This is a genomic window from Roseibium album (assembly GCF_001404515.1).
Taxonomy (GTDB): Bacteria; Pseudomonadota; Alphaproteobacteria; order Rhizobiales; family Stappiaceae; genus Roseibium; species Roseibium album.
Genome location: NZ_CXWE01000001.1, coordinates 561,028 through 586,191, shown reverse-complemented (window position 1 = coordinate 586,191; position 25,164 = coordinate 561,028). Strand labels below are relative to the sequence as shown.

Annotated in this window: 23 protein-coding genes; 3 read left to right on the top strand and 20 right to left on the bottom strand. The window is 57.2% G+C overall.

The window, feature by feature from the left end; genetic code table 11:
- Positions 1–59: 59 nt before the first annotated feature.
- The 17 genes from LA5095_RS02660 to ehuR form a co-directional block, all read right to left on the bottom strand.
- Entirely contained in the window at positions 60–1,313 is a 1,254-nt protein-coding gene (locus LA5095_RS02660; RefSeq protein WP_055111685.1) for an ABC transporter substrate-binding protein, read from the bottom strand.
- A 355-nt stretch (positions 1,314–1,668) separates the two neighbouring features.
- Complete coding sequence (locus LA5095_RS02655) at positions 1,669–2,442, bottom strand: HpcH/HpaI aldolase family protein (RefSeq protein WP_055111683.1); 774 nt, start codon at positions 2,440–2,442, stop codon at positions 1,669–1,671.
- 207 nt (positions 2,443–2,649) lie between these two features.
- Entirely contained in the window at positions 2,650–3,837 is a 1,188-nt protein-coding gene (locus LA5095_RS32615) for a hypothetical protein (RefSeq protein WP_055111681.1), read from the bottom strand.
- Between the two features lie 22 nt (positions 3,838–3,859).
- Entirely contained in the window at positions 3,860–4,573 is a 714-nt protein-coding gene (locus LA5095_RS02645) for a vWA domain-containing protein (RefSeq protein ID WP_055111679.1), read from the bottom strand.
- Positions 4,570–5,961 carry a PrsW family intramembrane metalloprotease gene (locus LA5095_RS02640; protein ID WP_082442737.1) on the bottom strand — a complete coding sequence of 464 codons (1,392 nt, stop codon included), beginning with the start codon at positions 5,959–5,961 and terminating at the stop codon, positions 4,570–4,572. The genes LA5095_RS02645 and LA5095_RS02640 overlap by 4 nt, the downstream gene beginning before the upstream one ends.
- Positions 5,958–6,767 (bottom strand): PP2C family serine/threonine-protein phosphatase, encoded by an 810-nt coding sequence (locus tag LA5095_RS02635; protein ID WP_055111675.1) that lies wholly within the window; start codon positions 6,765–6,767, stop codon positions 5,958–5,960. The genes LA5095_RS02640 and LA5095_RS02635 overlap by 4 nt, the downstream gene beginning before the upstream one ends.
- Complete coding sequence (locus LA5095_RS02630) at positions 6,760–8,148, bottom strand: serine/threonine protein kinase (RefSeq protein ID WP_055111673.1); 1,389 nt, start codon at positions 8,146–8,148, stop codon at positions 6,760–6,762. Before LA5095_RS02630 ends, LA5095_RS02635 begins: the two co-directional genes overlap by 8 nt.
- 570 nt (positions 8,149–8,718) lie before the next feature.
- On the bottom strand, positions 8,719–9,708 hold the full coding sequence (doeB, locus tag LA5095_RS02625) for a N(2)-acetyl-L-2,4-diaminobutanoate deacetylase DoeB (protein ID WP_055111671.1): 990 nt from the start codon (positions 9,706–9,708) through the stop codon (positions 8,719–8,721).
- Positions 9,709–9,710: 2 nt separating this feature from the next.
- The gene (doeA, locus tag LA5095_RS02620; protein ID WP_055111668.1) at positions 9,711–10,898 is read right to left on the bottom strand and encodes an ectoine hydrolase DoeA; all 1,188 of its coding nucleotides are present in this window, start codon (positions 10,896–10,898) and stop codon (positions 9,711–9,713) included.
- A gap of 19 nt (positions 10,899–10,917) precedes the next feature.
- Positions 10,918–11,910, bottom strand: a complete 993-nt coding sequence (gene eutC / locus LA5095_RS02615) for an ectoine utilization protein EutC (protein ID WP_082442793.1) — start codon at positions 11,908–11,910, stop codon at positions 10,918–10,920.
- Position 11,911: 1 nt separating this feature from the next.
- Complete coding sequence (gene eutB / locus LA5095_RS02610) at positions 11,912–12,919, bottom strand: hydroxyectoine utilization dehydratase EutB (RefSeq protein ID WP_055111663.1); 1,008 nt, start codon at positions 12,917–12,919, stop codon at positions 11,912–11,914.
- Entirely contained in the window at positions 12,916–13,710 is a 795-nt protein-coding gene (locus LA5095_RS02605) for an aspartate racemase/maleate isomerase family protein (protein WP_055111661.1), read from the bottom strand. The genes eutB and LA5095_RS02605 overlap by 4 nt, the downstream gene beginning before the upstream one ends.
- A gap of 49 nt (positions 13,711–13,759) precedes the next feature.
- Positions 13,760–14,197, bottom strand: coding sequence for a universal stress protein (locus LA5095_RS02600; RefSeq protein ID WP_055112691.1), 438 nt, complete (start codon positions 14,195–14,197; stop codon positions 13,760–13,762).
- Between the two features lie 11 nt (positions 14,198–14,208).
- Entirely contained in the window at positions 14,209–15,492 is a 1,284-nt protein-coding gene (locus LA5095_RS02595; RefSeq protein WP_055111658.1) for a TRAP transporter large permease, read from the bottom strand.
- Positions 15,493–15,512: 20 nt separating this feature from the next.
- Positions 15,513–16,091: a TRAP transporter small permease gene (locus LA5095_RS02590; RefSeq protein WP_235808840.1), complete on the bottom strand. Its 579-nt coding sequence runs from the start codon at positions 16,089–16,091 to the stop codon at positions 15,513–15,515.
- 85 nt (positions 16,092–16,176) lie between these two features.
- The gene (locus LA5095_RS02585) at positions 16,177–17,187 is read right to left on the bottom strand and encodes a TRAP transporter substrate-binding protein (RefSeq protein WP_055112688.1); all 1,011 of its coding nucleotides are present in this window, start codon (positions 17,185–17,187) and stop codon (positions 16,177–16,179) included.
- A gap of 230 nt (positions 17,188–17,417) precedes the next feature.
- On the bottom strand, positions 17,418–18,806 hold the full coding sequence (gene ehuR / locus LA5095_RS02580; RefSeq protein WP_055111656.1) for a MocR-like ectoine utilization transcription factor EhuR: 1,389 nt from the start codon (positions 18,804–18,806) through the stop codon (positions 17,418–17,420).
- Between the two features lie 63 nt (positions 18,807–18,869).
- On the opposite strand from ehuR, the gene LA5095_RS02575 reads away from it, so the two are divergent.
- From LA5095_RS02575 to LA5095_RS02565, 3 genes are all read left to right on the top strand, one after another.
- Positions 18,870–19,391 carry an Lrp/AsnC family transcriptional regulator gene (locus tag LA5095_RS02575; protein WP_173937345.1) on the top strand — a complete coding sequence of 174 codons (522 nt, stop codon included), beginning with the start codon at positions 18,870–18,872 and terminating at the stop codon, positions 19,389–19,391.
- Between the two features lie 91 nt (positions 19,392–19,482).
- Positions 19,483–20,964: an NAD-dependent succinate-semialdehyde dehydrogenase gene (locus LA5095_RS02570; protein WP_208992526.1), complete on the top strand. Its 1,482-nt coding sequence runs from the start codon at positions 19,483–19,485 to the stop codon at positions 20,962–20,964.
- 24 nt (positions 20,965–20,988) lie between these two features.
- Positions 20,989–22,362: an aspartate aminotransferase family protein gene (locus tag LA5095_RS02565; RefSeq protein WP_055111654.1), complete on the top strand. Its 1,374-nt coding sequence runs from the start codon at positions 20,989–20,991 to the stop codon at positions 22,360–22,362.
- A 39-nt stretch (positions 22,363–22,401) separates the two neighbouring features.
- Here the strand turns inward: LA5095_RS02565 and LA5095_RS02560 are convergent, their stop codons facing one another.
- From LA5095_RS02560 to LA5095_RS02550, 3 genes are read right to left on the bottom strand one after another with little or no spacing between them, the layout of a single operon-like run.
- The gene (locus LA5095_RS02560; protein WP_055111653.1) at positions 22,402–23,268 is read right to left on the bottom strand and encodes a metal ABC transporter permease; all 867 of its coding nucleotides are present in this window, start codon (positions 23,266–23,268) and stop codon (positions 22,402–22,404) included.
- Positions 23,268–24,185, bottom strand: coding sequence for a metal ABC transporter permease (locus tag LA5095_RS02555; RefSeq protein ID WP_055111651.1), 918 nt, complete (start codon positions 24,183–24,185; stop codon positions 23,268–23,270). Before LA5095_RS02555 ends, LA5095_RS02560 begins: the two co-directional genes overlap by 1 nt.
- Positions 24,185–25,057 (bottom strand): manganese/iron ABC transporter ATP-binding protein, encoded by an 873-nt coding sequence (locus LA5095_RS02550; protein WP_055112683.1) that lies wholly within the window; start codon positions 25,055–25,057, stop codon positions 24,185–24,187. The genes LA5095_RS02555 and LA5095_RS02550 overlap by 1 nt, the downstream gene beginning before the upstream one ends.
- Between the last annotated feature and the right edge of the window lie 107 nt (positions 25,058–25,164).

Genomic DNA, 25,164 nt, shown 5'->3' with positions numbered 1-25,164 from the left:
TAATCGAGCGTGAAAACATGTCGGCACCGGGCAGAGTGCTCTGCCCGGTGCAGTGGCCATCAGTAAGAGGTCTTACACTCAGGCACATCGCGGCTTGGGAGGCCGATCTTTGCAAAAACATCGGGATCAATGCCGAGTGTCTGCGGTACATTGTCCTTGATCTTCACCAGCTTGGTCACAAGCGAACCGTCGTCCAGTTCGACAACTTCGGAGACGAAGTTGGCACCAATTGCCTGACGGTTGCCATCGAGAGTGATCTTGCCATTCGGAGCATCCAGCTCAAGATTGCTCAGGCAAGCACGGAAACCCGCATGTCCGTCGGAAAGATCACCGCCAACTTCATCAAGGCAGGTCATTGCAGCGGTCGTGGCGTTGTAATAACCGGTTGCCAGAAGTGACGGGCTCGGGAAGCGTTGATCGGGCGGGAATGCATCCTGGTAGGCTTTTACATATGCCTGCCAGCCTTCGTCGTCCCAGGTGTCAGCCTGTGGTCCGGAAGACGGCGTTCCAATCAGAGCCTTTTTCGCGTCGCCTTTGGAGTTCAGGACGGTGCCATCAACCATAATGGATCCGCCAATCAGGTTGGCATCGCCACCTGCCTGCTGATACTGGTTCAGGAAGTTGACGGCATCACCGCCACCCAGGCCAAGATAGATCGCGTCAACATCATCCGGAAGTGAAGCGATGATCGAGCCGAAGTCCTTTGTTCCGAGCGGAACCCAGAACCGGTCGGTGATTTCACCACCCGCCTGGCAATATTCCAGCGCAAATCCGAAGACCTGCGTATAGATGAAGGAATAATCCTCGCCGATGGTGGCAACGGATTTCCAACCCTTGTCATTGAAGACGTAATCGCCAAGTCCAGCAGACCATTGGGCACCATCCGTGTTGAACCTGAAGAAGTTATCGGACGGCGTCACATAGGTTGTTTCCTGCGCACCGGAAATGCCATTCAGGAATGTGACCTGGGGCTGGGTCTTGGAATAATCGCGGATCGCGATACCTTCAGAGCCCGAGAGCGGACCGATGACGATGTCCACCTTGTCCTGTTCAACCAGTTTACGCGCGCCGCGCACGGCGCTGTCCGGCGAGGCATCGGTAGACTGAATGATCAGCTCGAGGTCACGGCCACCGGCTTTTTCACCCTTGACGGCCAGCGCGGTTCTTAGCCCGCGGACACCATCTTCACCCAAAACCGTATATGTTCCCTCCAACGTGGCCAGAACACCGACTTTCAGTGGGTCAGCCGCATATGCGGCACCTGTCGATAGAAATGCAGCCGCTGATACTGCGGCCAGGAGTTGCTTCTTCATCCGTTCCTCCCAACGAATTCCAGCCGCTTCTGGACGCAGGCGGAGCAAAACATTTTGCAGTTTTGTTCGCTTTCTTTGCGTCTACGGCAACACCGTCAGCATGCGCCAAGGTGGAATTCGGACCTATCTCGGAGAGTGCGTGTCATATAACGCTCAGTCTGTTTTTGCGGTCCATATCAGCCGGAAGAGGTTCAACTGTCGCACTTGTCGCAGGTTTCGGGATCTCCCGCTGCCGTTTTTCTGGCGGCATTTCGCATGCGATCACACCGTCCAATCACCGGGTGTCGATCGAAACGTCCTGGAGCGCAGAGTCAGTCAGGCTGCCTCCATGTGCAGAAACGGGTCGCGGTGCCTGTCAGTCTTCTTCATTTCTGACAGTTGCAACGGCGATAGCCGCGCCCATCTCGATGAACCTTGCGTCAGAGCTGACCGTGACCATGTTCATGCCGCGCTCCCGCGCTTTCCTTGCATAGGGGGCAGTACCGCAATGGAGGCAACATACCAGCCCTGCCGTGGCGGCCGTTTGACGGATATGCTCAATCAGGTCGACCAGTTCAGGTTCCTGCCGGTCGAAACCGGGACCAAACCCGAATGCGGAGCCAAGATCCGACGGGCCGATATAGACCCCCGTCAGACCAGGCACTTTCAGAATATCTTCCAGGGACTCCACGGCGGATTTCGTCTCGATCATCGCCAGGGTGACGATCTCCCGGTTGGCGCGCTCGGCATAGTCTGATCCCCAGGCCAGTCGCGCACGGATGGGACCGAAGCTCCTGCCGCCTTCGGGAGGATACCTGCACGCGGACACAAACCTTTCCGCGTCAGCAACGGTTTCGATCATCGGTGCAATGATGCCAAGCGCTCCCGCGTCAAGAGCTCTCATGATGGCCGCCTCATCCACCCAGGGCACTCTGACCAATGCGGCGGCTCCGGATTTTTCAATAACGGGAAGGAGCGCCAGCAGATCGGCGTAGTCCGCTGTGCCATGCTGCATGTCGACCGTCAGGGCATCCCAGCCGGCGACCGCCATGGCCTCCGCGCCAATGACGGACGGCACGGCCAGCCAGCCATTGATGGCCGAGCGACCCTCGTTCCAGCACCGCAGAAGAGGATTTGAGAATTTTGACATCGGTCTGGTCACCTTGCTACCGGGGAGCTTCGGGTTTTGTCTCTCATCAGTGCCTTGCGCTGACCTTCGCGGGTCGCACCCGAGTGGTCACTCTCTTCCAATCGGGCTGACGCATCAACAATCCGAGTTTAACAGCACTGATCATGCCGGCTGCTTCAAATCAGTTTTCACAGCCTGACATGCTGGTCCAAACGCCCGGTAGGTGTTTCAGTTTGGCATGTGATTGACGTGCAAGAGACCTGAATAGCTGTTTCCAGAGGTATCCTGCGTCACGTAGTTGAAATGTGTCTGATCACGCACCGTCGCCCTGCCCTTTGCGATCTGCTGTCCATTCGAAAAAATCAGATAGTCGAATCCCCCGGCCTGGGTGTTCATTTGCGCCTGCATCATCATCATGCCGTTTTGAGACTGCGCGTAGAGGACCACTTGCCCGTTGTTGGAATTGCTTTCTGAAGCCGACATTTGCCACACCAGGCCGTTGTCGTCGGAAAAATAGAAAGACTGCTGTTGCTGGCCACCGCCGCCTTGCTGGCCACCGCCGCCTTGCTGGCCACCGCCGCCTTGCTGACCGCCACCGCCTTGCTGGCCGCCACCGCCTTGCTGGCCACCGCCGCCTTGCTGACCGCCACCGCCTTGCTGGCCGCCGCCGCCTTGCTGACCGCCGCCGCCTTGCTGACCGCCACCGCCTTGTTGACCGCCACCGCCTTGTTGACCACCGCCGCCTTGTTGACCGCCGCCGCCTTGCTGGCCTCCGCCACCTTGCTGAAATCCACCGCCTGAAAACGCAAAGAACAGTCCAACCACCACGACGCCGATGACCGCGTAGAGCTGTGGTGGCTTCATGAGTTTCGAGAAGAAATCGTCGCCGCTTTTTGCTGTGGGCGGAGCATCCGGACGCGATCCTGTATTGGCGGTCTGTGCCTGCTGATCAGCAGGTGTGGTCGCGGCTTCGGAGATACCCAGCCAATCGTCATCTGACGCTCCCGCGGGGCTGGGTGGAACCTCAGGCATCGGGGGAACCGTGTCCGAGCCCGACGCGGTATTCTTGCTGATAGTGCGAACCTGGGAAGACGGCAGTTCAGACATTTCCATGCTGAAGGCGATCGCCATGACCGCGCTGCGCGCGATGTCACTGCGTACACCGCGGCTTTGTTCAAGACGTTCAGACATGCGGGTAATCACGATGGAGCGATCCTGCGGATCGGCGCGCATCAATTCAGCCGGTATCCCGTCATCAATCGCTGAAATAACGATATTGATCTCGTTGATCTTGTCGAACAAATGGTCAGCCAGAAGCCCCTTCAAGCGCTTTGTATTGCTGAAGGTGTCTTCGCCATATCGCCGTTGAGCTTCCTTGAGGAGCGAGGCTACGTCATCATATTGGTTGTCAGCCATGTCACCTGAAACCTTGGTTGGGTTACCATACAATTTCACTGTCATCTGCAAGCAGACGGTTTGTATCCTGTGCAAGGCCCTCAACACTTGAGGGTGCGTTCGTTGGCGAGGACGTCGCCTTGACAGGTGCTGTTGTTGCCCACTTGATATGTTTCACAAGGTCGGGCGCACTTCTTGCGCACAAGGGAGCAATGCCTGTCTTTTCGGTGTCGACGAAGGTTCGAAGCGCGTCTTCATCGGCCGAGTCGCCAATCGCAATGGCGATCCGCATCGCGCATTTTGCGGCCTCGTGTTGCATGAAACTTGCAAAGGAAGCGTCGAAATCGTCGGTCGCGTACCCATCCGTGACAAGCAGAACGATCGGGGGAAGCTGGCGGCCGGAAAACTTGCCGCTGTTGAAAAAATCAACGGTCATGTCAAGCGCCTGCCCCATCGCCGTCTCCCCGCCTGCGGCAAGGTCCACCCACTGCAGGTCATCGATTGGCGTCGGCGTATCGATGTGCCACTCGGCCCCGGTTGAGAATTTGAGCGCGCTCAGCCTGACATCGATTTCGGGGTTTTCTTCCGCAGCCGCCCGCAACTCCGAAAGCGCGGAGCGGATTGCATAGTTGAGCGAGGCAATTTTTTCACCCGCCATTGATCCCGAGCAATCGAGCAGCAGAACAAGCTGCAACTGCCGCCGGCTCACGACGGCGGTGGGCATTGTGGGCATCGGAGGTGTGCCGGAGTCCGTCATTGGTCAGGTTCCTCCACACTCGCAACCAGATCAGGACCGAATTCGATGGTGACCCCCTTGGCAAGACGCACATTCCGGCCGGGCTCCAGCTCGGTGTGTTTGCCATCACGCAGCGTTGCTTTCCAATGACGGGTCCCCGTGTTTTTCAATCCGATAACGTCGGCGCGGGTCGGGTGAACACTGACTGTCGCCGCCAGCCCCTCCGTGCCCATTGCTGCCAGGGGACTGAAATCGACATCCTGTCCCGCAACGACCGGCAGCCTTGTATTGCCGACCACCAGGAAGACCCCTTCGCCGGGTGCCTTACGCGGCTGAACCGGGGTTTCTCCTACCGGGCTATGTGCAGGCCCGGGCGGCGCCGCAGCGGGCTGTGCCGGAGACGGGCGATCACCCGGCTGCACGACGATCGAACCATAGTCTTCACGAGTCGTGCCAAATCGTGACTCGATCTGTCGAGCTTTCAACAGACAGGAAACGTAAAGAACGGCCGTTGCGGCAACGGAAAGCGGCGCCAGCAGGGCCATATGGCTCTGACTGTTCCAGGCTGCATGAAGGGCCGAGACGACAATCCAGGCGTAGACCACGAATTTCCAGCTGCCCGGACGGATTACCCAGAGACCGATGAAATATCCGGTAATTCCGGCCCATCCCATGTGGCCAACCATTCCGGAAATCGTGCGGGGGAGCAAAAGCATGAGCCCGCTCAGCAATGTTTCCGCGGTTGCCTGCTTGGCAAATTGCTGCGGAAAATACTGAAAGCCGGTCTCGACAAATATGAACATTGCGCCGCCGACAGTGCCCATCAACAGCCCGTCCAGCGGCCCTCTTATGACAAGTATCTCGAAGAGCTTCGGGTTTGAATTTCTAATTTGGGTGTAGTTCACCGCCAGGATCGCACCGACAATAACCGTCGTAACCTTCATCAGTTCTTCCATCAGCCCGGCGGCAAAGAACATATAGACAAAGTGCAGCGCGAAGGACGGGTTCCCCATCCAGTTGGGGTCAAGAAACCCTCTGAAAACAATGAAATATGGCTGGCCCAGCGGTGTCGTCAGACAAGCATAGACGAATGCCGCGGGGATGAGGAAATGCCAGACCGGCCGGTCTGTACGTGAATAGAGGTAAATCGTTATCAGTATCGACAGGATGATCCAGCCAATCAGGATCAGGCCGAAGAACATGAATTCGTTTATCGTCGGCGATTTCAAAAATGAGGAAAAGGACGAATACATCAAAACGATGATGATACCGGTTCCGCCAATAACCCAAAGCAACGGGCTTTTCAGAAGATTTATCTTCTTTGACCGAAATGGCACCAGTTCGCTGACCGTCGGTTCCTTGTAGTCACGGGGCGTAGGCGATTGTTTTGGTGGTTCCGAATTACTCATCGCATGGTTCCATTCGGCTTCAGTTTAACGGCCAGGATCATACTGGCATCATCGCCTGACCCGTTGGCTGCAAGGTTCTCCAGCCATTGCGGGAGAGCGGACATTGTTTGGGAAAACACCTCGGCGCCCGAACGGCAGCGTTCTCGGTACTGCGCAGCGACGTCATGAAATGCGTCTTCAGAAACAAGGCTTTTCGATACGCCATCGCTGCCGGCAAGAATGAAATCCGGCAACTCGTCGTCCCAGTCCCGGTGCGCGACCCAGCCGTGCAGGTGGTTCTCGGCATTGGGCAGACAAAGCGAATAGGTCTGTTCACCCCACAAGCCGGTGTCAGGAGCGATGGGGCGTTCGATCCGTCCATCAGGGAACCCCAGCAATATGTCACCGTCCCCGAGTTGCATCAGGCAAACCTGCCGATCGTCGGCCATGAGACCAAGCATCGTTGCGCCATAGGGCGAATAGTGCTCCGCAACACCTTGCTCGTAGGGATCCTGCGCCACATCGTCATCGACGCGTTTTCGCCAGCTTTCAACGACCGTTTGCGCAAGACTGTCTATGTCAATGTCCTCCGAGGATTCCGCGGTCCATTGCAGCAGTTCGATAGCGGACTCAACTGCAATTCTCGACCCCCGGTCAGAGCGAAAATGCGGAGAAGCTCCATGCCCGTCCGACAAAGCGCCAAAAATTACCGGTGTCGGCTTGTCGCCACTCGGGCGCACCGCCGCAGCATCCTGGTTCGGCAGGCCTCGTCGTATATGCGCAGGGCCAATGACCGAACTTGCGCCAATCATCCAGCCTTCAGTCACATCGCGCCTCGTTGCCGCTGCCGGCTTTCAAACTCGAAATCGCATCGGGAGCAACAACGGTCGCCTGGTTGGCTCCTGCCTCGATCCTGAGCCCGTCAGCCAGGAGCACGGTTTTTCCGGGCGACACCATGGTTTCCTGCCCGCCCGGCGGACGCACGCGCCATGGCTCCTGGGTCGTGTTCTTAAGTCCGAATACGCCTGGTTTTTGCGGATGTTCCACAACAATGGCCATGCTTTCCCAGCGAGGGGCGTTTGCGTGGCCAAAGTCTGCCAGGGTAACCACCGCTCCCTCGCCCAATGCAATATACTTGGTGCCGATGAGCAGCATCGGAGGAGGCGCCAGCGCAGTGCTGCAATAAACACACTCCCCGGCCGAGCGGCCTTGCACGTGATCGTAAATGTGCTCGTAGCGACAGTCCGAACAGGCGAAGGTTGCACGCTGAAAGCCGTCCATCGTCTTCAGCCATTCCTTTTCAATGACGCGTTTGTTCGGATTATTCAGACCAATGCCGAAAGCGCGCAGAAACAGGCTGCGCAATTTCTCCGGCAGTGACCGCCAGCGGCACACGAGCATGTCATGCATCGGAGAAACCGGCCCGTTTGAAGTGTCGTTTTCGTCGAACAGGAATAGCGGTGCCGTGCCGTACAGCTCATGTTCAAGCTGCTCGGTCAGCAGATTGGCCTCGGCTTCCTTTTTTCCGTCAAGCGGATGCCAGCCGATGAGAATGTAGAAGAAAAGCACGGCCATGGAATAAAGGTCCGTGCGCCCGTTCGGTGTCGTCTCCCGCCTTACTATTTCCGGTGCCATGAATTTGCGGGTGCCGTAGACGCTTGCCTCGCTGCCGTCGACATTGACATTGTCATTGTCGCAAATCAGCACCCGGCCGGATGTCGGGTGAACAAAGAAATTGCCGAAATTTATGTCCTGATAGCAAAACCCCTTTGCATGCAGGCTCAGGAAGCTGTCTGCGATCTGCTGACACACGAACAGTCGTTTTTCCAGGCTCAGTTCGATGCGGTTGGGGGGCGGAGCGAGAAGTTCCCGGATCGATCTGAACTCGTCTGGACGCAGCCCCATGACATAGCCGAAACTGTCCGTTCGCGCGGGATGCTCTACCAGTTCCAGTGGCCAAAGAAACCGGTCATCGGGTGCGCCACGCGCAATTGCCCGGCGCAATCGTTCCATCAAGGTTCCGTCGATCTCGACATAATACGGGTGATACCACTTGAGCGCATAGGTGCCGCCGCCAAACTCGGATTTGTAAACGGACCCCTGCCCTCCTTCCCCCAGAAGATCACCCACGACACCGGTTCGCAGCTTGTTATGGGAATAAAAACGATCTCCTGCGGCCAATTCGCGACCGGAATTTTCAGCTTCCATAATCAGCCGTCTGTTGCTCAAACCAACCAAGAGAAATAGTTGAAAATACTTGCTATTTCAGGTCGGTCAAAAATAAAAACTATATAACGGTCGTTGTCACGCCCCCCCGTTTTGGACAGCCGCAAGAACGATTTTCAAACCAAACTCCAGTGAATTAAACAGCAAACTGGTATGTATTTGCAAAGGAAAAATTAACCAATCCCGCCACGTCAACCTCCGTGGTGAAGCCGTTCGACAGGTCGGAACAATTGACGATGCACACACTAACGGTCCTGATTTGCCGTCAAGGGTTTCCGGATACTTGCCGAAACACTTGCATTACGAATGCAACTCGCAGCGCAAAACCAGAAAACGCCTCACTCGTGAACGCTTTCCTTGTGGTTCCAGACAATAGTCAGCCAATCTTGGATGCGTGGTTAGGGAGATCTGACTTGGCAGCCACCCGGGAACCGGCCTTTGGAAAGCCAGACATGCTGTCGGGCGTGCTGTAAAAACGCGATCGAATCTCCGCCGAATTCATCCGGAGCAGTCCGACCGGCTGTCAGAGTTGTTTTCTTCGTTCACATGTCTTCAAACCACGGTCGCAACGACAGACAGGCAGTCTCCAGACTTGATCAGACCCGGGAAATGCCGTGCCATCAGGATGCCGGAGCGTTTGGCGCGGTATTCGACCGGTGCAACACCCGTTTTGCCGGTTGCCCATACCCTTGCGACAACATCTCCTTTGGAGACTTTCTCACCCAGGTCGATCACCGGTTCGATCATGCCTTCGCCTTCGCTGAAGACAAAACAGTCTCCGTCGGGCATATCGAGCGAAACCGTCGGCTCAAGCGTAATGTCACCAGCCATGATGCCCGCATGCCTCAGGACATTGCGTACGCCTTTCCTGGCGATCGCAATCGAACGAGCCGTCGCGGTTCCTCCACCACCGAGTTCCGTCGTGACGAACACTTTTCCCTGCTGCTCAACGGCCGTGTCATACATGCCGACATTGTCTATTTCGAGCATGATTGCCGTGTAGGGAGCGTTGAAGGCGCGGACGGCGGCGACACAGGCATCCTGCTGGTTCTGGTCATCCAGCACATGCGCGGATGCAAACGGCACGAAGTCCAGCGTCTTTCCACCGGAATGGAAATCAAGAACGATATCCGCCATCGGGATCAGGACAGTGTCAAAGTAATGCGCGATCTTCTCGGTGACCGTTCCGTCGGGTCGCCCCGGAAAGGACCTGTTCATGTTCCCCTTGTCGATCGGAGATGTCCGCGATCCGGCGCAAAAGGCCGGGTAATTGAACGCGGGTACGATAATGACGCGTCCACTGATTTCACCGGGTGAGAGCGTCAGGGCAAGATCTTGAAGCGCGACCGGCCCCTCATACTCATCGCCGTGGTTGCCACCTGTCAGCAAGGCCGTCGGCCCCTCGCCGTTTTGAACAACGGCAATCGGGATCATGACCGATCCCCAGGCAGAATCGTCCCGGCTGTAAGGCAAACGCAAAAACCCGTGATGGACACCATCCTCGTCAAACGGGATGTTCGGTGTGATCGGATTGGCAGACATCGTCAGGCCTTCACAAAAAGCTTGCGGGGAACATTGGAAAGGCACTCCGGCGCGCCGTCACGGATGACAATGCTTTCGGTGATCTCGAAACCCCAGTCATCCATCCACAGACCGGTCATGAAGTGGAATGTCATGTTTTCCCGCAAGACAGTGCGGTCGCCGCTCCGCAGCGACATGGTGCGCTCGCCCCAGTCGGGTGGATAGGAGATACCGATCGGATAGCCCGTGCGGTTGTCCTTGGTGATGCCGTACTTCTTCAGAACGGCAAAAAACGAGTGTGCGATGTCTTCGCAAAGATTGCCGGCCCTGGCGGCCTCAAGCCCGGCTTCCATGCCTTCAAGCACGGCTTTTTCCGCATCAAGAAAGGTCTGTGTCGGCTTGCCGAGAAACAACGTCCTGGAAAGCGGGCACTGATAGCGGTGATAGGCTCCGGCGACCTCGAAAAACGTGCCTTCACCGGATTTCATCGGCTTGTCGTCCCAGGTGAGATGTGGAGCTGCCGCATCACTTCCCGACGGCAGAAGCGGAACGATTGCCGGATAGTCGCCGCCGGCCTCGAGACCGGCATCATAGCGCAGGCCCGCATCATAAATGTCGGCGACGAGATCGCATTTGCGAAGACCGGGCTCTGCCTTTTCCAAAATGCGCGCATGGATCTTTTCGACCAGTTTTCCGGCCGTACGCATATAGGTGAGTTCCTGTTCGGATTTCACTGCCCGTTGCCAGTTCACCAGCGCCGTCACATCCCGAAAGTTTGCATCGGCAAGGTGTTTTTGCAGCGACGCATAGGATGCTGCTGTGAACCAGTAATTATCCATTTCAACGCCGATGTTCGACGATGCCCAGCCCCGCTCCTCAATCCGCGCGGCCAGATAGTCCATCGGATGGCGCTCGGTCGACTGAACGTAGTGGTCCGGATAACCGATGACATTGTCCGGGTGCATGAAGCAGGTCCTGAAGGCTCCTTGCGCGTCCTGCCCGCGGCCGAACCAGACGGGATCTCCGTCGAGGCCCAGCAGTACTGCCTGGTGGACGTAAAACGACCAGCCGTCATAGCCTGTCAACCAGGCCATGTTGGAGGGGTCGGAAACGATGATGACATCGACACCGGCCTGCTGCATGGCCGTTCGCGTCCGGTCTATCCGGTCCAGGTATTCTTGCCTTGTGAAATGAAGGGACGGCTCGATCATGTAGCTCTTCCAATGAGGGTCAGGTATCAAAATGTGTTCCGGCGCCGGCAGTCTCGGCCTGCTGACGCGCAAACGTCGCAATCGCCGTGTCCTGGACGCCGGTTCCGGTCAGATCGCAAATCGTAAGATCCTCGGGCCGTTTTCGGCCGACAGCCTTGCCTGCAACGATGTCACCGAGTTCATCGAACCTGGTTTCACCCGAAACAAACCCGGTTGAAATCGCATGATGGAGCTCGCCAAGGAGTTCGGTCTGCGATTGCCGGTCGGGAACATATAGATCTGCAAGATCAAGACAGGCGGGTTCAAGCTCGTTCTTGTGGTGCTGGTCTGATCCCATGGCCGTCACGTGCTGCCCCGCACGCAGCCAACGCCCCTTGATCAACGGTTCTGCACTCGGTGTTGTCGTAACGATAACGTCAGCCTCCGCAACGGCCTCCTCCAGCCTGGCTGTCGGATTAGCTTCAATTCCAAGGAGCTGTGCCATTTCCCTCGCGGTCGCCTCGGCTTTTGCAATGTCTCGCGCCCAATAGGAAACTTTTTCTATCGGTCGGACAAGGCACAATGCCTGCAGCTGCAGCTTCGCCTGCATCCCGGCCCCCAGAATGCAGGCCGTTCTGGCATTTTCCGGTGCAAGATGTTTTGCCGCGACAGCTCCGGCTGCAGCGGTTCTGATATCCGTCAGATAGCCATTGTCCAGGAGCAGAGCCTCGACCATGCCGGTTCGTGCGGAAAAGAGGATCATCAAACCCGATGTGCTGGGAAGGCCGAATTTCGGGTTGTCGAAAAAACCGGGAGACATCTTGATGGCAAAACTTTCGACGCCCGGCACATAAGCGGTCTTGACGTCAACTTCACCGTTATAGTCCGGTATCGCCATGGACAGGATCGGTGGCATGACGACACCGCCCTGAGCCAGTGATGCAAAGGCGCGTTCCACACAGTCAACGGCAGCAAGATCGAGATGGACGATCTTGCGGAGCTCTGCTTCCGTGAGCAATTTGATAGCGGGCAATTCAGATCTCCCCTTCACCGGCAACATCGACATCCTCACCGGAAATGATGCGCTGATGCATGTTCATGTCGATATTGCATCCGGACAACAATGCCACTGAAGGGCCTGCAAGCTTCGCCTTGTCGGCGACAAGGGCAGCCAGGCAAACAGCTCCCGAACCTTCAACAACCTGCCGCTCCTGCCAGTATGCGTGACGTATGCCGGCCGCAATTTCCACTTCGTTCAAAAGAACGATATTATCGACAAGGTCCCGCACAACATTGAACGTATACCGGTTCTCCAGGCCGATGCCACCGCCGAGAGAATCCGCCAGTGTCGGCAATTCGGGAACCTGAACCGGATGGCCGGCAGCCTGAGAAGCGGCCATGGCGGCCCCGCGTTCCATGGAAACACCGATGATCTTCACATCCGGTTTTCGCGCCTTGACCGCTTCGGCGACACCGGAAATGAGCCCGCCACCGGAAAGTGGCACGAGAACAGTCTCCACGTCCGGAACGTCCTCCAGAAATTCAAGACCCAATGTTCCCTGACCGGCAATGATATCCTTGTGGTCAAATGGTGGAAGAAGGGTCATTCCCTCTTCATCAACCAGTCTGTCGACTTCAACCTGGGCCTCGTCCTGTGAAGACCCGACAATTCGCACTTCGGCACCTTGGGCCCTGATGCCGTCGATCTTGTTTTGCGGCACGAGGCGGGACATGCAGATGATGCACTTGACGCCTGCCTGCCTTGCGGCATAGGCGAGCCCGCGTCCGTGATTGCCGGTTGAAACGCCAACGACGCCGTTTGCCTGCGCCGTTTCATCCAGCGCCAGCACGGCATTGGTAGCGCCGCGCAACTTGAAGCTTCCCGTTTTCTGCAATTGTTCAAGCTTCAGGTGAACCGGCACGCCGGCTCGCTCGCTCAGGCTCGAGGAATGAACCATCGGGGTGCGCAGGATCCTGTCCGCGATCCGCGTTCGTGCTTGCGTGAAGGTTTCCGGAGCAAACTGGAAAGAGTTGGGATTCATGCGATGTCTCGGACCTTCTCACTTGCAAGATCAAACGAATAGAGTTTTCCGAATTCGGCAGGGCGATGATCGGAAAGACCGCCCAATCGGGTCAAGAGCCAACCAGCGGCCTGGTTTGATGTCACCACAGGTTTCCCGATGCGGTCCTCGATTTCTACGATGCTGTCAAGCACGGGCAAGGCCGTACACGAAATGAACAGGGCCTGGGCATCCTTCCGATCAGCGGCAACCGCCGCATTGATGATTGTCTGACGGCTGATACGGGCCATGTCACGATCGTCCTCGACACCAAGGCAATCGAAATTGACAACATCCAGTCCCTGACTGGTGAAGAAATCCGCCATCGGCTGGCTCGTGGCAATCGTGTAAGGTGTCAGAACGGCAATTCGGCGGACGTCGAGTGCCTCGAAAGCTCTGATCGCCGCCGCGGTGGGTGTCACGACGGGAATTCCCGGCAGTTCTTTCTGGATTGAGCTGCGCACTTCATGATCGCCGATAACAACGGTGGCTGCCGTGCAGCTGTAGCAAACCGCCTTCAGAGGCGAGACAGGTGCCAATAGTCCGGCTGCCTTGACAAGGCGAGGCGCCATCAGCTGCAGGTTGTCGGGTGTTGTCGGGTTTTCGAACGCGAGCCGGGACACATGGATAGCGACATCCCTGCCCTGCATCTGCTGATAAAGATCCCTTTCGCTGGTCAGGTCCGTCGCGAGTGCGACCAGACCGAACCTTGCTGTTTCCGGAATGTCGAAACGGACTTCCTCAGACGATATTGAAGGCACAACTATTGCCATTTTGATTTCCTGTGAGGGTGCCGTTTGAAGCGGCGCCTGATTGAGACTTCTACACGACCAGAACCGGGCAATCCGCCAGGCTGGTGATCTTGTGCGACACGCTACCGAGCAAAAATCCCTCGACATCGCCAAGACCACGACTGCCGACAACGATGACATCAACATCGTGTTCTTCGGCGAATTTCACGATTGTCCGGGCCGGTTGGCCGATTTTTACGAAGGCCCGCACCGTTTCAGCCCCTGCCCGGCTCGCAAACTCCTTCGCCTGTTCCGCGATCTCCCTGGCATGGTCACGCATGGACTCATCCGGTGGCGAGGGATCATCAGGTCGCACCATCGACATTGATGCTTCAAGCAGGGAGTGGTGCCTGTAGACCGTCAGGACCAGCAGGTCCGCACCGCAGCTAGACTGAAGCCCGACCGCGACACCAAGAGCCTTTTGGGCACCCTGCGACCCATCGACCGCAACCAGGATGTTTTTGAACATGATTGCCCCCATCATCGGAAAGCCAGGTCACGCAGGAACAGCGCAATCTGAGGAAAGAAGATCAGCGCGGCGGAGACGCAGAGCAGAATGACCGTGAACGGGAAAATACCGCGAATGACATCAATGTAAGGCCGCTTGAATATGGCAATCGCCGTGAAGATGTCACATCCGAAGGGAGGTGTTGCGGAACCGATGGCAACCTGCAGCGTGATGATCGTGCCCACCAGAACCGGATCAAGTCCCACCGACTTCACGACCGGCGCAAAGATCGGCACCAGAATCAGGATCACCACGATCGGGTCGACGAACATGCAGCCAATGAAGAATGCAATCGAAATGACAGCCAGGACGCCATGCGGTCCCATCTCCGTAATCCCGATACTCGCCAGGATCTGCTGTGGCACCTGCGCGAACGAAATCACCCAGGAAAAAGAGGCGCCAGCCCCCACAAGAATGAAGACGACGGCCGTGATCAGTCCGGTGGATTTCGCGATGGTGTACATTTCCGGCCATTTCAGGGACCTGAACACCACGAATTCGAGGAATACGGCATAGAGTACGCATACGGCCGCAGCTTCCGTCGGGCTGAAAACGCCACCGTAAATTCCACCGACGATGATCAGCGGAAATCCGAGTGGCCAGACCGCTCTCCTGACCGCGGCCAACCGCTCTCCCCAACTGGCCTTCGGCTCGGTCGGAACACCTTTTACCGTCGCGTAAATCATGCTGTAGGCGGAAAACAGCACGAGCAACAGAAGACCCGGCCCGATACCGGCAATGAACAATTCTGCAATCGACGTGCTGGAGATCACGCCATAGATGATCATGCCGATGGACGGCGGGATCAGAAAGGCGATGTCCGAGGCATTGATGATGAGTGCCAGGACAAACGAGTCCTTGTATCCGGCCTTGAGCATGCGCGGGCGCAGTGGCGAACCAACGGCAACGACAGTCGCCTGGGTCGATCCGGAAACAGCTCCGAACAGGGTACAGGCCGTTGCCGTGCTGACGGCAAGACCACCTTTGACATGGCCGACAAACTTCATGACCATGTCGATCAATCTGCCGGCTGACTGTCCACGCGTCATGATGTCTGCCGCAAGGATGAACATTGGAACTGCGATCAGCGACGCCGGACGAATGCCCGCCATGATCTGCTGAACCATGAAGTCCGTCTTGCCGATATCACCGAACAGCATCATGAAGCCGGTAAACGTCGCGGCAAGCAGCGGTATCATCATGGGAAAGCCGAGCAGCAGCAGCACGACCATGATGAGAAATATTGTGAGCGCCATCGGTCCTACCTCGTCAGCCTCTAGACTTCGAACTCGTCGTCTTCGTAACCCTCAAGCACCTGGGTCGAGAGGTAGATATCCTTGTCGAAAATGTTCTTGACCGCGGTCAGCGCGTACTGGACGCCGGTCATGAAAAACCCGACCGGCACCCATAGAAAAATCCAGAAGACCGGAATGGCCAATGCGGGAAGAACCCGGCCCGAGGCCGCAACGCTGGTGATGTATCGGATCGCGAAAATGCAGAGCGCGAACATGGCCAGTGAGGTGACGCAGGCGATCAGGATCATCATGACCTTGCGGATGCGCGCAGGCATCATGTCGAAAATAGCCGACATCCGGATGTGGCGACCCTGTCGCGCGGCGTAACTGATGCCTGCAAACGTGATCAGGATGATCAGAATCCGGTTCAGTTCTTCTGAAAAAAACAAGCTGTGCTGAAACACGAACCGACCAACGACATTGATGACCGTGTTGGCTGCCATCAAAAGAACGCCGAATGCCAGCATGAAGGATTCAACACGGCTGACTGCCGTATCGAGCACCCCGAGAAAGCCGTTCATCTGATGTTGATCAGTGCTGTTGGGATCGTCGCTTTTCACCGTTCTCTCCAGCCGGTTCGTGACTTGCGGGAGGCTTGCAAACTGCTGCCTCCCGCACCAGAGCACCGGGTCGTTCAGGACCCGGTCAGTCGCGCGTTGCGTCCAGATCCGCTTTCATCTGGTCGAGGATGGCCTTGCCGCCCTCTCCGGTCATTTCGATGAACTTCGCCTCCACTTCGGCGGCCGCATTCTTGAAGCAGGCCCGCTCTTCGTCCGACAGGACAGTGATGGTCATTGCGGGTTTTGCTTCCTTGATCTTGTCAAGTTCGCTGTCCGCCAGGCTTTTCTGATATCCGACAATGTAGTCGAAGGCGGATGCGGCGGCGTCCTGGACGACCTTCTGTTCTTCGGCACTCAAACCATCATAGAACTGCTTGTTGGCCATCAGCGCGGTGGTGAAGTTGTTGTGGCCCGCATAGGTGATATGGTCTGTCACTTCGTAGATCTTGGTGGAAAAGAGGAAGAACGTCGGGTTCTCCTGCCCCTGGATGATGTTGGTCTGCAAGCCGCCATAGACCTCGCCCCACGGCAACGGTGTCGGCGTGGCACCAAAGGCCTTGTAGGATTCCACCAGCAGCGGATTGGTCATCACGCGAAATTTGACTTCATCAAGATCCGCACAGCTCTTCACGGGCGACTTGGTGGTCATCGCCACCTCGCCTTCCGGATACATGGACAGGAGTTCCAGTCCCTGGTTTGCATAAAGACCGACGAAATCCTCGTTGATCGCCTTGGAATTCTTGAAGAAACGGCCGAGATGATCCTGATCGGTCGGAAGCAGGTAGGGAACAAAGAACACCTGTGCCTCGGGGATCAGGGCTCCGGTGAAACCGGGAGACTGGTTAACGAACTGAAGCAGGCCGGCCTGCGTCTGCTCCATGATGTCGGCGGACTCGCCCAGCGAGCCATAGGGAAACAACGTTATCGTATGATCGGAATTCGCTTCGACGGCTTCCTTGAACTTCGTGGCGTAAACTCCCTGCACGTCCGTCAGGGATTCCTCAAAGGCGTATTTCCAGTCAGCGGCGTGCGACAGGGTCGCACCGGCAAGAAGCATTGCCGTGCTGGCAAGGAGTGTTCTGAATTTGGTTTTCATGAATTTGACCTGCTTTTGCTGTTCCCTGGCCAACACGCCTTTTCAGACACACGGAGAGCGTCCGCGGAGATGACACTCTAGGCGCATCCCATCGGCACCGGTCCGCACGAAAAGACGTGACAGCCGTTCAATTGAATTTCCGGGTTGTTGTTATTGCCTCAACTTGAAATGAGGACAATTAAGAGTCAATCAAAACATTAAATCATGACAATTTTAACATATAAACGCATTCAGAATGCCAGCAAGGCAGGCTCCGGAGGACTTTTGTAAAGGCGCGCGATCAGCTGCACGCCGCGTGCCAGCGCTTCCTCCTGTATGCCCCCTAGGCAAATACGGACACTGTGGTTGGCGGTGGTATCTGAAATGGCGAATGCAGAACCCGGTGCCACCGCGACACCTTTCTGCCTGGCATTGGCAACGAAAGCTTCCTCGGTCCAGGACCCCGGCAGCGGCAACCAGATGTGCATTCCGTTGGGACTCGCCCCAAACGGGATGCCGTCCAGAATCTTTGCCACCATCGCATTTCGCCGCCCCAATGCGGCCTTCTGCCATGACAATAGTTCGTCCGCAGTTCCGTTTTCTATGAAGAGGGAAGCGATTTCCGCCATAATGGGCGTTGCCACCCAATCTGTTACCAGGTGACGATTGGCGGCGGCTGACGCCAGCAATTCGGGAACAACGAGATATCCGTGCCGAAGCCCGGGAAACAGGCACTTTGTAAAGCTTGTGAAATAGAACGTCCGCTCGGGCGCGAAGGCGGCGATCGGCGGCGGCCGGTCCGGCTGGATCGGTCCCCATGCGTCGTTCTCGATAATTGTGAAGTCATATTTGCGCGCAAGTGCGGCTAGCGCTTCCCGCCGGTCACTTCCCATCATGCGAGCCAGTGGATTCAAGCCGCTCGGCATGACATAGAGCGACTTCACCGGTTTGGATCTGCAGATTTTTTCGAGTTCGTCCGGCACGATGCCTTCATGATCGAGAGGAATGCCCTCCAGACGCAAATCCATGTATCTGGCGAGTGGAATGAGCGTGTGATGACACATGGCCTCCGTCAGCACGAGTTCGCCCGCATTCGCCGCCGTCATCAGCGCTGTCGTCATGGCCGGTGTCGCACCGTTCGTCATGATGATCGAATCAGGTGCACAGCTGAGGCCGCAGCGCGCCAGCCAGGCAAGGGCCGCCCTCTTGAACGGCTGCAGCGCATTGGACGGCTTGAACGAGAAGATGGATGTATCAGCCAGAGTGTCTGAAAGCTCGGCAAAAGCCGCACTCATTCTTTCCCTGTGAACCGGCGCCGTCACGGGTTTGAGGATCGAAAGATCGACCAGTTGCCCGTCCTGACCTGCCGGGACGAAAGGCCAGTTCGATTTGGCTGGTCCCGAGCTGACAAACGTTCCCCGCCCGACCTGCCCTTCTATGAGGCCACGCCGGATGAGCTCGTCGTAGGCCCGGCTGATGGTCTGGACACTCAAATCAAGCTGATAGGCCAATTCACGATGCGTCGGAAGCCTTTCACCGACCCTCAGGTCCCCGTTGTCGATCGCATCGGATATCAGGTCGGCGAGCGAGCGGTAGGCGGGACGTGGGATTGTTTCGGGGAAATTCTTCCATATTGTCATGATTTCATACTGACGATTTTCATAACAATTGACAAGTCAATTCATCCTGTTCATGGTCGCGCCATGATTGGGCTGAAACTCGACGATCGCGACCTGAAAATACTGTCCATCCTGTCCCGGGAAGGCAGATTGGCAAAGGCCGACCTTGCCAAACGGGTCAACCTGTCGCCGACACCGCTTTGGGAACGTCTGAAACGCCTTGAAAAAGCCGGTATCATTCGCGGGTACAGCGCCGAAATTTCCCTGAAGGGTGTTGCCGCCCATATCGAGGTTTTCGTGACTGTCGAGCTTGAAAACCACCGGGCGGAGAGCTTCCAGACATTCGAACGCACGATCAACCATCATGACGAGATCGTGGCCTGCTGGGCCATCGGTGGCGGGTTCGACTATGTTCTGCAAGTCATCACGAAGGATATAGACAGCTACCAGCGCCTGATCGACACACTGCTGGACGGCAAGATCGGTCTCGCCCGCTACTACACCTATGTCGTGACCAAACAGGTCAAACTTCGCGGCGCTCCCCCGTTTGGCATTCTGCTCGGCAATTCGCCGGGAGACGAAGCTGCTGGCAGTGACGGCAGTTAAGAAAAGATCGTCTGCCCCGGCGCATGTTTATGGTCGTTTCCTCCTGATCCACGCTCGTACGATCCGGCCATGAAAACCGGAGGCCGGATCAATGGAAATGCCTGTTCACCAGGAAACGACAACATTTCATCTGAGGGACAAACGTCTTTTCCGTTCGTTTGCCTATGTCGACGGAAAGTGGATTGCGAACAGGGACGGAGAGACATTCCCGGTCCTTGATCCTGCAACGGGTGACCATGTCGGAGAAGTGGCGAAGCTGAGCGGTGCTGAAAGTCGCGATGCGGTCGATGCCGCGCACCGGAGTTTTGTCGCCTGGGCAAACCTGCTGCCGCAACAGCGAGCCACGATCCTGCGCCAGTGGTTCGAACTTATCCTGGAAAACCGCGAAGACCTTGCTCAGATCATGACGCTTGAGCAAGGCAAACCGCTGTCCGAGGCCCGGGGCGAGATCGACTACGGAGCGTCCTTTGTCGAATTCTACGCCGAGGAAGCCAAGCGTCCCAATGTCGAGGGCGTGACATCGCACCTGCCGGATGCCGAAGTCGAAGTCTGGCTCGAACCTGTGGGTGTTGCGGCTCTGATCACGCCGTGGAATTTTCCCAGTGCGATGGTCACCCGCAAAGCTGCGGCTGCGCTTGCAGCCGGGTGCACCGTGGTCGTTCATCCCTCCGGGGAAACACCATATTCGTGCCTGGCCCTTGCCGAACTTGCCGAACGTGCGGGACTACCCGCAGGCGTCTTCAACGTCATCACGGGTGATCCGTCGACAATCGTCGCGCCCTGGATGGAAGATGCCCGTGTTCGTGCGGTTTCCTTCACCGGGTCGACGGATGTCGGCAAGCTGCTTTACCGCCAGAGCGCGGGCACGATCAAGCGCATGGTTCTGGAACTTGGCGGCCATGCGCCGTTTCTCGTCTTTGCCGACTGCGACCTCGATCTTGCCGTGGACGAAGCGATCAAGGCAAAATTCGCGACTTCGGGACAGGACTGCCTTGGGGCCAACCGGTTTCTGGTAGAACGCCCGGTTTACGAGATTTTCTGCCAACGCCTGGCAGCCCGCACGCGTGAACTCACCGTCGGCGCAGGCTGGACTGATCCGGATGTCGGTCCGCTGATGAACGCCGGGGCCGTGGAAAAGCAGGAAAGTCATGTTGCCGATGCAATCCAATCGGGCGCGCAGCTCCTTTGCGGTGGCAAGCGTCACAAGGCCGGACCGTTGTTTTTCGAACCCACAGTTCTGTGCGACGTTCCTGCCAGCGCCAGGATCATGAACGAAGAAACATTCGGGCCCGTTGCCGCCATTGCCCCGTTCGATGACGAGGTTGAGGCGCTCCAGCGGGCGAACGACACCGAATTCGGTCTGGTCGCCTATGTGCATACCAGCGACCCGCGACGGATATACCGGGCCAGCCGCCACTTGCAGTTCGGCATGGTGGCGGTCAACAGAACGAAAGTCACCGGGGCTCCGATCCCGTTCGGCGGAATGAAGCAGTCGGGCCTTGGACGGGAAGGCGCCCGGATAGGCATGGCAGAATTCATGGACGTCAAATATGTTTGCCGCGATTGGGCGTGACCAGACAACAACAAAGGACAGAATATGCTTCGCAACGACCAGCTCGATCAGTGGGATCGCGAGAATTTCTTTCACCCTTCGACCCATCTCGCTCAACATGCGCGCGGGGAAGCACACTCCAGGATCATTGAGACCGGATCAGGTGTCCACATAGAGGACCGGGACGGCAACAGGCTTCTGGATGCCTTTGCGGGCCTTTACTGCGTCAATGTCGGCTATGGCCGTCAGGAAATCGCCGAGGCGATCGCCGAGCAGGCCAGGAAACTGGCCTACTATCATGCCTATGTCGGCCACGGCACGGAAGCGTCGATCACCTTGTCAAAGATGATCCTGGACCGGGCTCCGGACAACATGTCCAAGGTCTATTTCGGGCTCGGCGGGTCCGACGCCAACGAAACCAACATCAAACTGGTCTGGTACTACAACAACATCCTCGGCCGTCCCGAAAAGAAGAAAATCATTTCACGCTGGCGCGGCTATCATGGGTCCGGACTGATGACAGGGTCGCTGACAGGACTTGAGCTCTTCCACAAGAAGTTCGACCTGCCGTTCGACAACGTGCTGCACACCGAAGCACCCTACTATTTCCGCCGGCCGGACCTGGCCATGAGCGAAGCGGATTTCGTATCGCACTGCGTCGCCGAACTGGAAGCCATGATCGAGCGAGAAGGTGCAGATACCATCGCTGCGTTCATCGGTGAACCGGCCATGGGCACCGGTGGTCTCGTACCCCCACCCAAAGGTTACTGGCAGGCGATCCAGCCGGTCCTCAAGAAGCACGATATTCTTTTGATCGCGGACGAAGTGGTCACAGGTTTCGGCCGTCTCGGCTCGATGTTCGGATCCGAACACTATGGCATCGAGGCCGACATCATCACCATTGCGAAAGGCCTGACGTCAGCCTACGCGCCGCTGTCCGGATCGATCGTGTCAAACAAGGTCTGGGATGTGCTGATGAAAGGGACAGACGAAACCGGTCCGATCGGTCACGGCTGGACCTATTCCGCCCATCCGATAGGCGCAGCGGCTGCCATTGCCAACCTGAAGCTGGTCGACGAACTCAATCTCGTCGAGAATGCCGGCGTGGTCGGATCACACTTTACGTCTGCGATGCGTGACGCCCTGGGTGATCATCCGAATGTCGGTGAAATCCGAGGTGAAGGATTATTGATGGCAGTGGAATTCGTCGAAGACAGGGAAACTCGCCGTTTCTTCGACCCGTCAAAGAAGATCGGGCCCACGATTGCAGGTGAACTCCTGAAAAACGGGGTTATTGCACGGGCAATGCCCCAGGGCGACATCATAGGCTTCGCCCCTCCGCTGTGCCTCACGGGCGACGAAGCACAGCAGATCGTGGATGCCATGACGAAAAGCGTTGAATCGGTTCTTGGCCGCTGAGAATGCATTCACAGGTCTCCGGGGACACCCGGAGACCTGTTACCGGGTTGAGGGGTCACCATCTGACGCCACTCGCAGCATCGACGCCCTGTGTGTCAGCACCAGGCGTCTGACAAAGGCGACAACAAAAAGGCCTGACAAGATCAGCACAATCGTCGGTGCCGGGGCGCTGTCGAGAAAGAAGCTTGCATATGTTCCGGCAAGCATCGACGCCATGCACACGAGGACGGAAACCCAGAGCATCGTCCCGAATGTGCGCACCAGCAGAAAGGCGATGGCACCCGGGGCGATCAGAAGACCGATCGCAAGAATGAGCCCCGCAGCGGACAAGGTTGCCACGATTGTCAGCGAGAGTGCAGCCAGAAGACCATAGTGAAGCAGATTGACCGGCAGTCCCGAGGCTTGCGCCTGGGCCGCATCGAAACTGTGCAGGACCAGGTCCTTCCACTTCAGAACAAGACCGGCACCGACCAGCGCGGCGATAACACCGGCCGTCAAAAGATCCTGCGTACCGACACCGAGCATGTTGCCGAACAGGATATGGTCCAGATGGGCGTTGGTTTCGACAGCGACATAGAGCACGATGCCGAGCCCGAACATGCCGGAAAACACCACACCCATCACTGTATCCTGCTTCACCCGGCTGTTTCCGGCGAGATATCCCGTTGCGAGCGCACAGATCATCCCAGCGGCGAAGGCACCGATCAGAAGCGGAATCCCGAAAATATAGGCAATCACGATGCCCGGCAGAATGGCGTGGCTGACCGCATCGCCCATCAGCGCCCAGCCTTTCATGACCAGGAAACACGAAAGCAGGGCCGTTGGAACCGAAACGATGATGCAGATCAGGAAGGCGTTCTGCATGAAGGGAAACTTGAAAGGCAGCAGAAGCGTGTCGAGGTCCATCAGATCGTCTCCCCCTTTTCCTGTCGGCCGGATACCCACTCAGGAGGCATCGTTGAATCTGCCGGCCCGTTTCGCAGGGCATCCGCCGCCTTCCGGCGGGCCGCCAGCAATCCGTGCTTGGGAGCCAGCAGGAAGGCGACCAGGAAAATCAGTGTCTGCAGCGTCACGATGATGCCACCGGTTGCCCCGTCGAGGAAATAGCTGACATAGGCACCGGCAAAGCTTGTCAGCGCGCCGATAGCAACAGAGAGCGCGATCAGGCGCGGGAACCGGTCGCACAGGAGATAGGCCGTCGCACCGGGCGTAACGACCATTGCGATTACCAGAAACGCGCCGACCGTTTGCATGGCGGCAACGACGGAGGCAGACAGCAGAACGAAGAAGACCGCCTTGAGCAATCCCGGTTTCAGCCCGATCGAACGGGCATGGTTCTCATCGAAGAAGGTGACCATCAGGTCCTTCCACTTGGCAAGCAGAACCGCCAGCGACACGAAACCGATAATGGCAAGTTGCAGGGTATCTTCCGGTGTGATGGCCAGAATATTGCCCATGGTGATGGTCTGAATGGAGACCGACATCGGGTTGACGGAGACAATGAAAAGCCCCAGTCCAAAAAAGGACGTGAAGATCAATCCGATGATGACATCGACTTTCAAGCCGGACCGTTCGGAAAGAAACAGCATGGCTCCGGCCGCAAGGCCACCTGCGATAAACGCGCCGAGCGAAAATGGCAGGCCGATGATATAGGCCCCGGCGACACCGGGAACCACGGAGTGAGACAGAGCGTCTCCGATCAGCGACCAGCCCTTCAGCATCAGGTATGCGGACAAAAACGCACAGACGCCGCCCACAAGCGCCGACACCCACATGGCGTTGACCATGTAGTTATAGGCAAACGGTTCCAGGAGGGCTGCCATCAGCTGCCGCCTTCGGTCGTCTGGGTTTCATCGCCGTACTGAACAAAGGGACGCTCGTCATCAGTCAGGATGGTTACCTTGCGCTGGTCGCCGTCGGTATGGAGCGTCTGATCGGAAATCGTGAAGTGTCGCAGGACGCCGCCGAAAGCCTGCTCCAGATTTTCACGGGTGAAAGTCGTTTGCGTTTCGCCGTAGGACAAGACAGTTCCCTTCACCAGCACGGTCCGGTCGCAGAATTCGGGCACCGAGCCCAGATTGTGCGTCGAGACGAGCATCACCCTGCCCTCGTCACGCAATTCCTTCAACAACGCGACGATCTGTTCCTCTGTCTTGACGTCAACGCCGGTAAACGGCTCGTCAAGCAATATCACCTGCCCGTCCTGCGCCAGGGCTCGGGCAAGAAACACGCGCTTGCGCTGGCCGCCGGACAACTCGCCGATCTGGCGGTGCCGGAAATCTTGCATGTTGACGCGCATGAGTGCCTGATCGACGGCTTCATGATCGGATTTTCCGGGACGGCGAAAAAAACCCATATGGCCGTATCGGCCCATCATGACCACATCCTCGACCAGAACCGGAAAGGACCAGTCAACTTCCTCGGACTGCGGAACATAGGCGACAAGGTTCTTGCGAAGCGCATCACGAACCGGAAGGCCTAAAATTCTGATCCTGCCTCTGGCAGCTGGAACGAACCCCATGATGGCCTTGAAAAGCGTCGACTTTCCTGCGCCGTTGACCCCGACCAGTGCAGTCACCGTACCTTTTGGAATGGCAAAGCTGGCATTCCAGAGCGCGGTATGGCCGTTCCGGTAGGTGACTGTGACATCTTCAGCAGAAATTCCGCCGGAATCCGCTGTCGCGGTCGCATCCATTTCCGGGTCCTTGACGATTTGAAGCACGGGCCACCTATTAAAGAGCTTTATTCGACACTTAACAATCACGACCTCGCAACACGTGGTTGCGAGGCTCCAATCCGTTC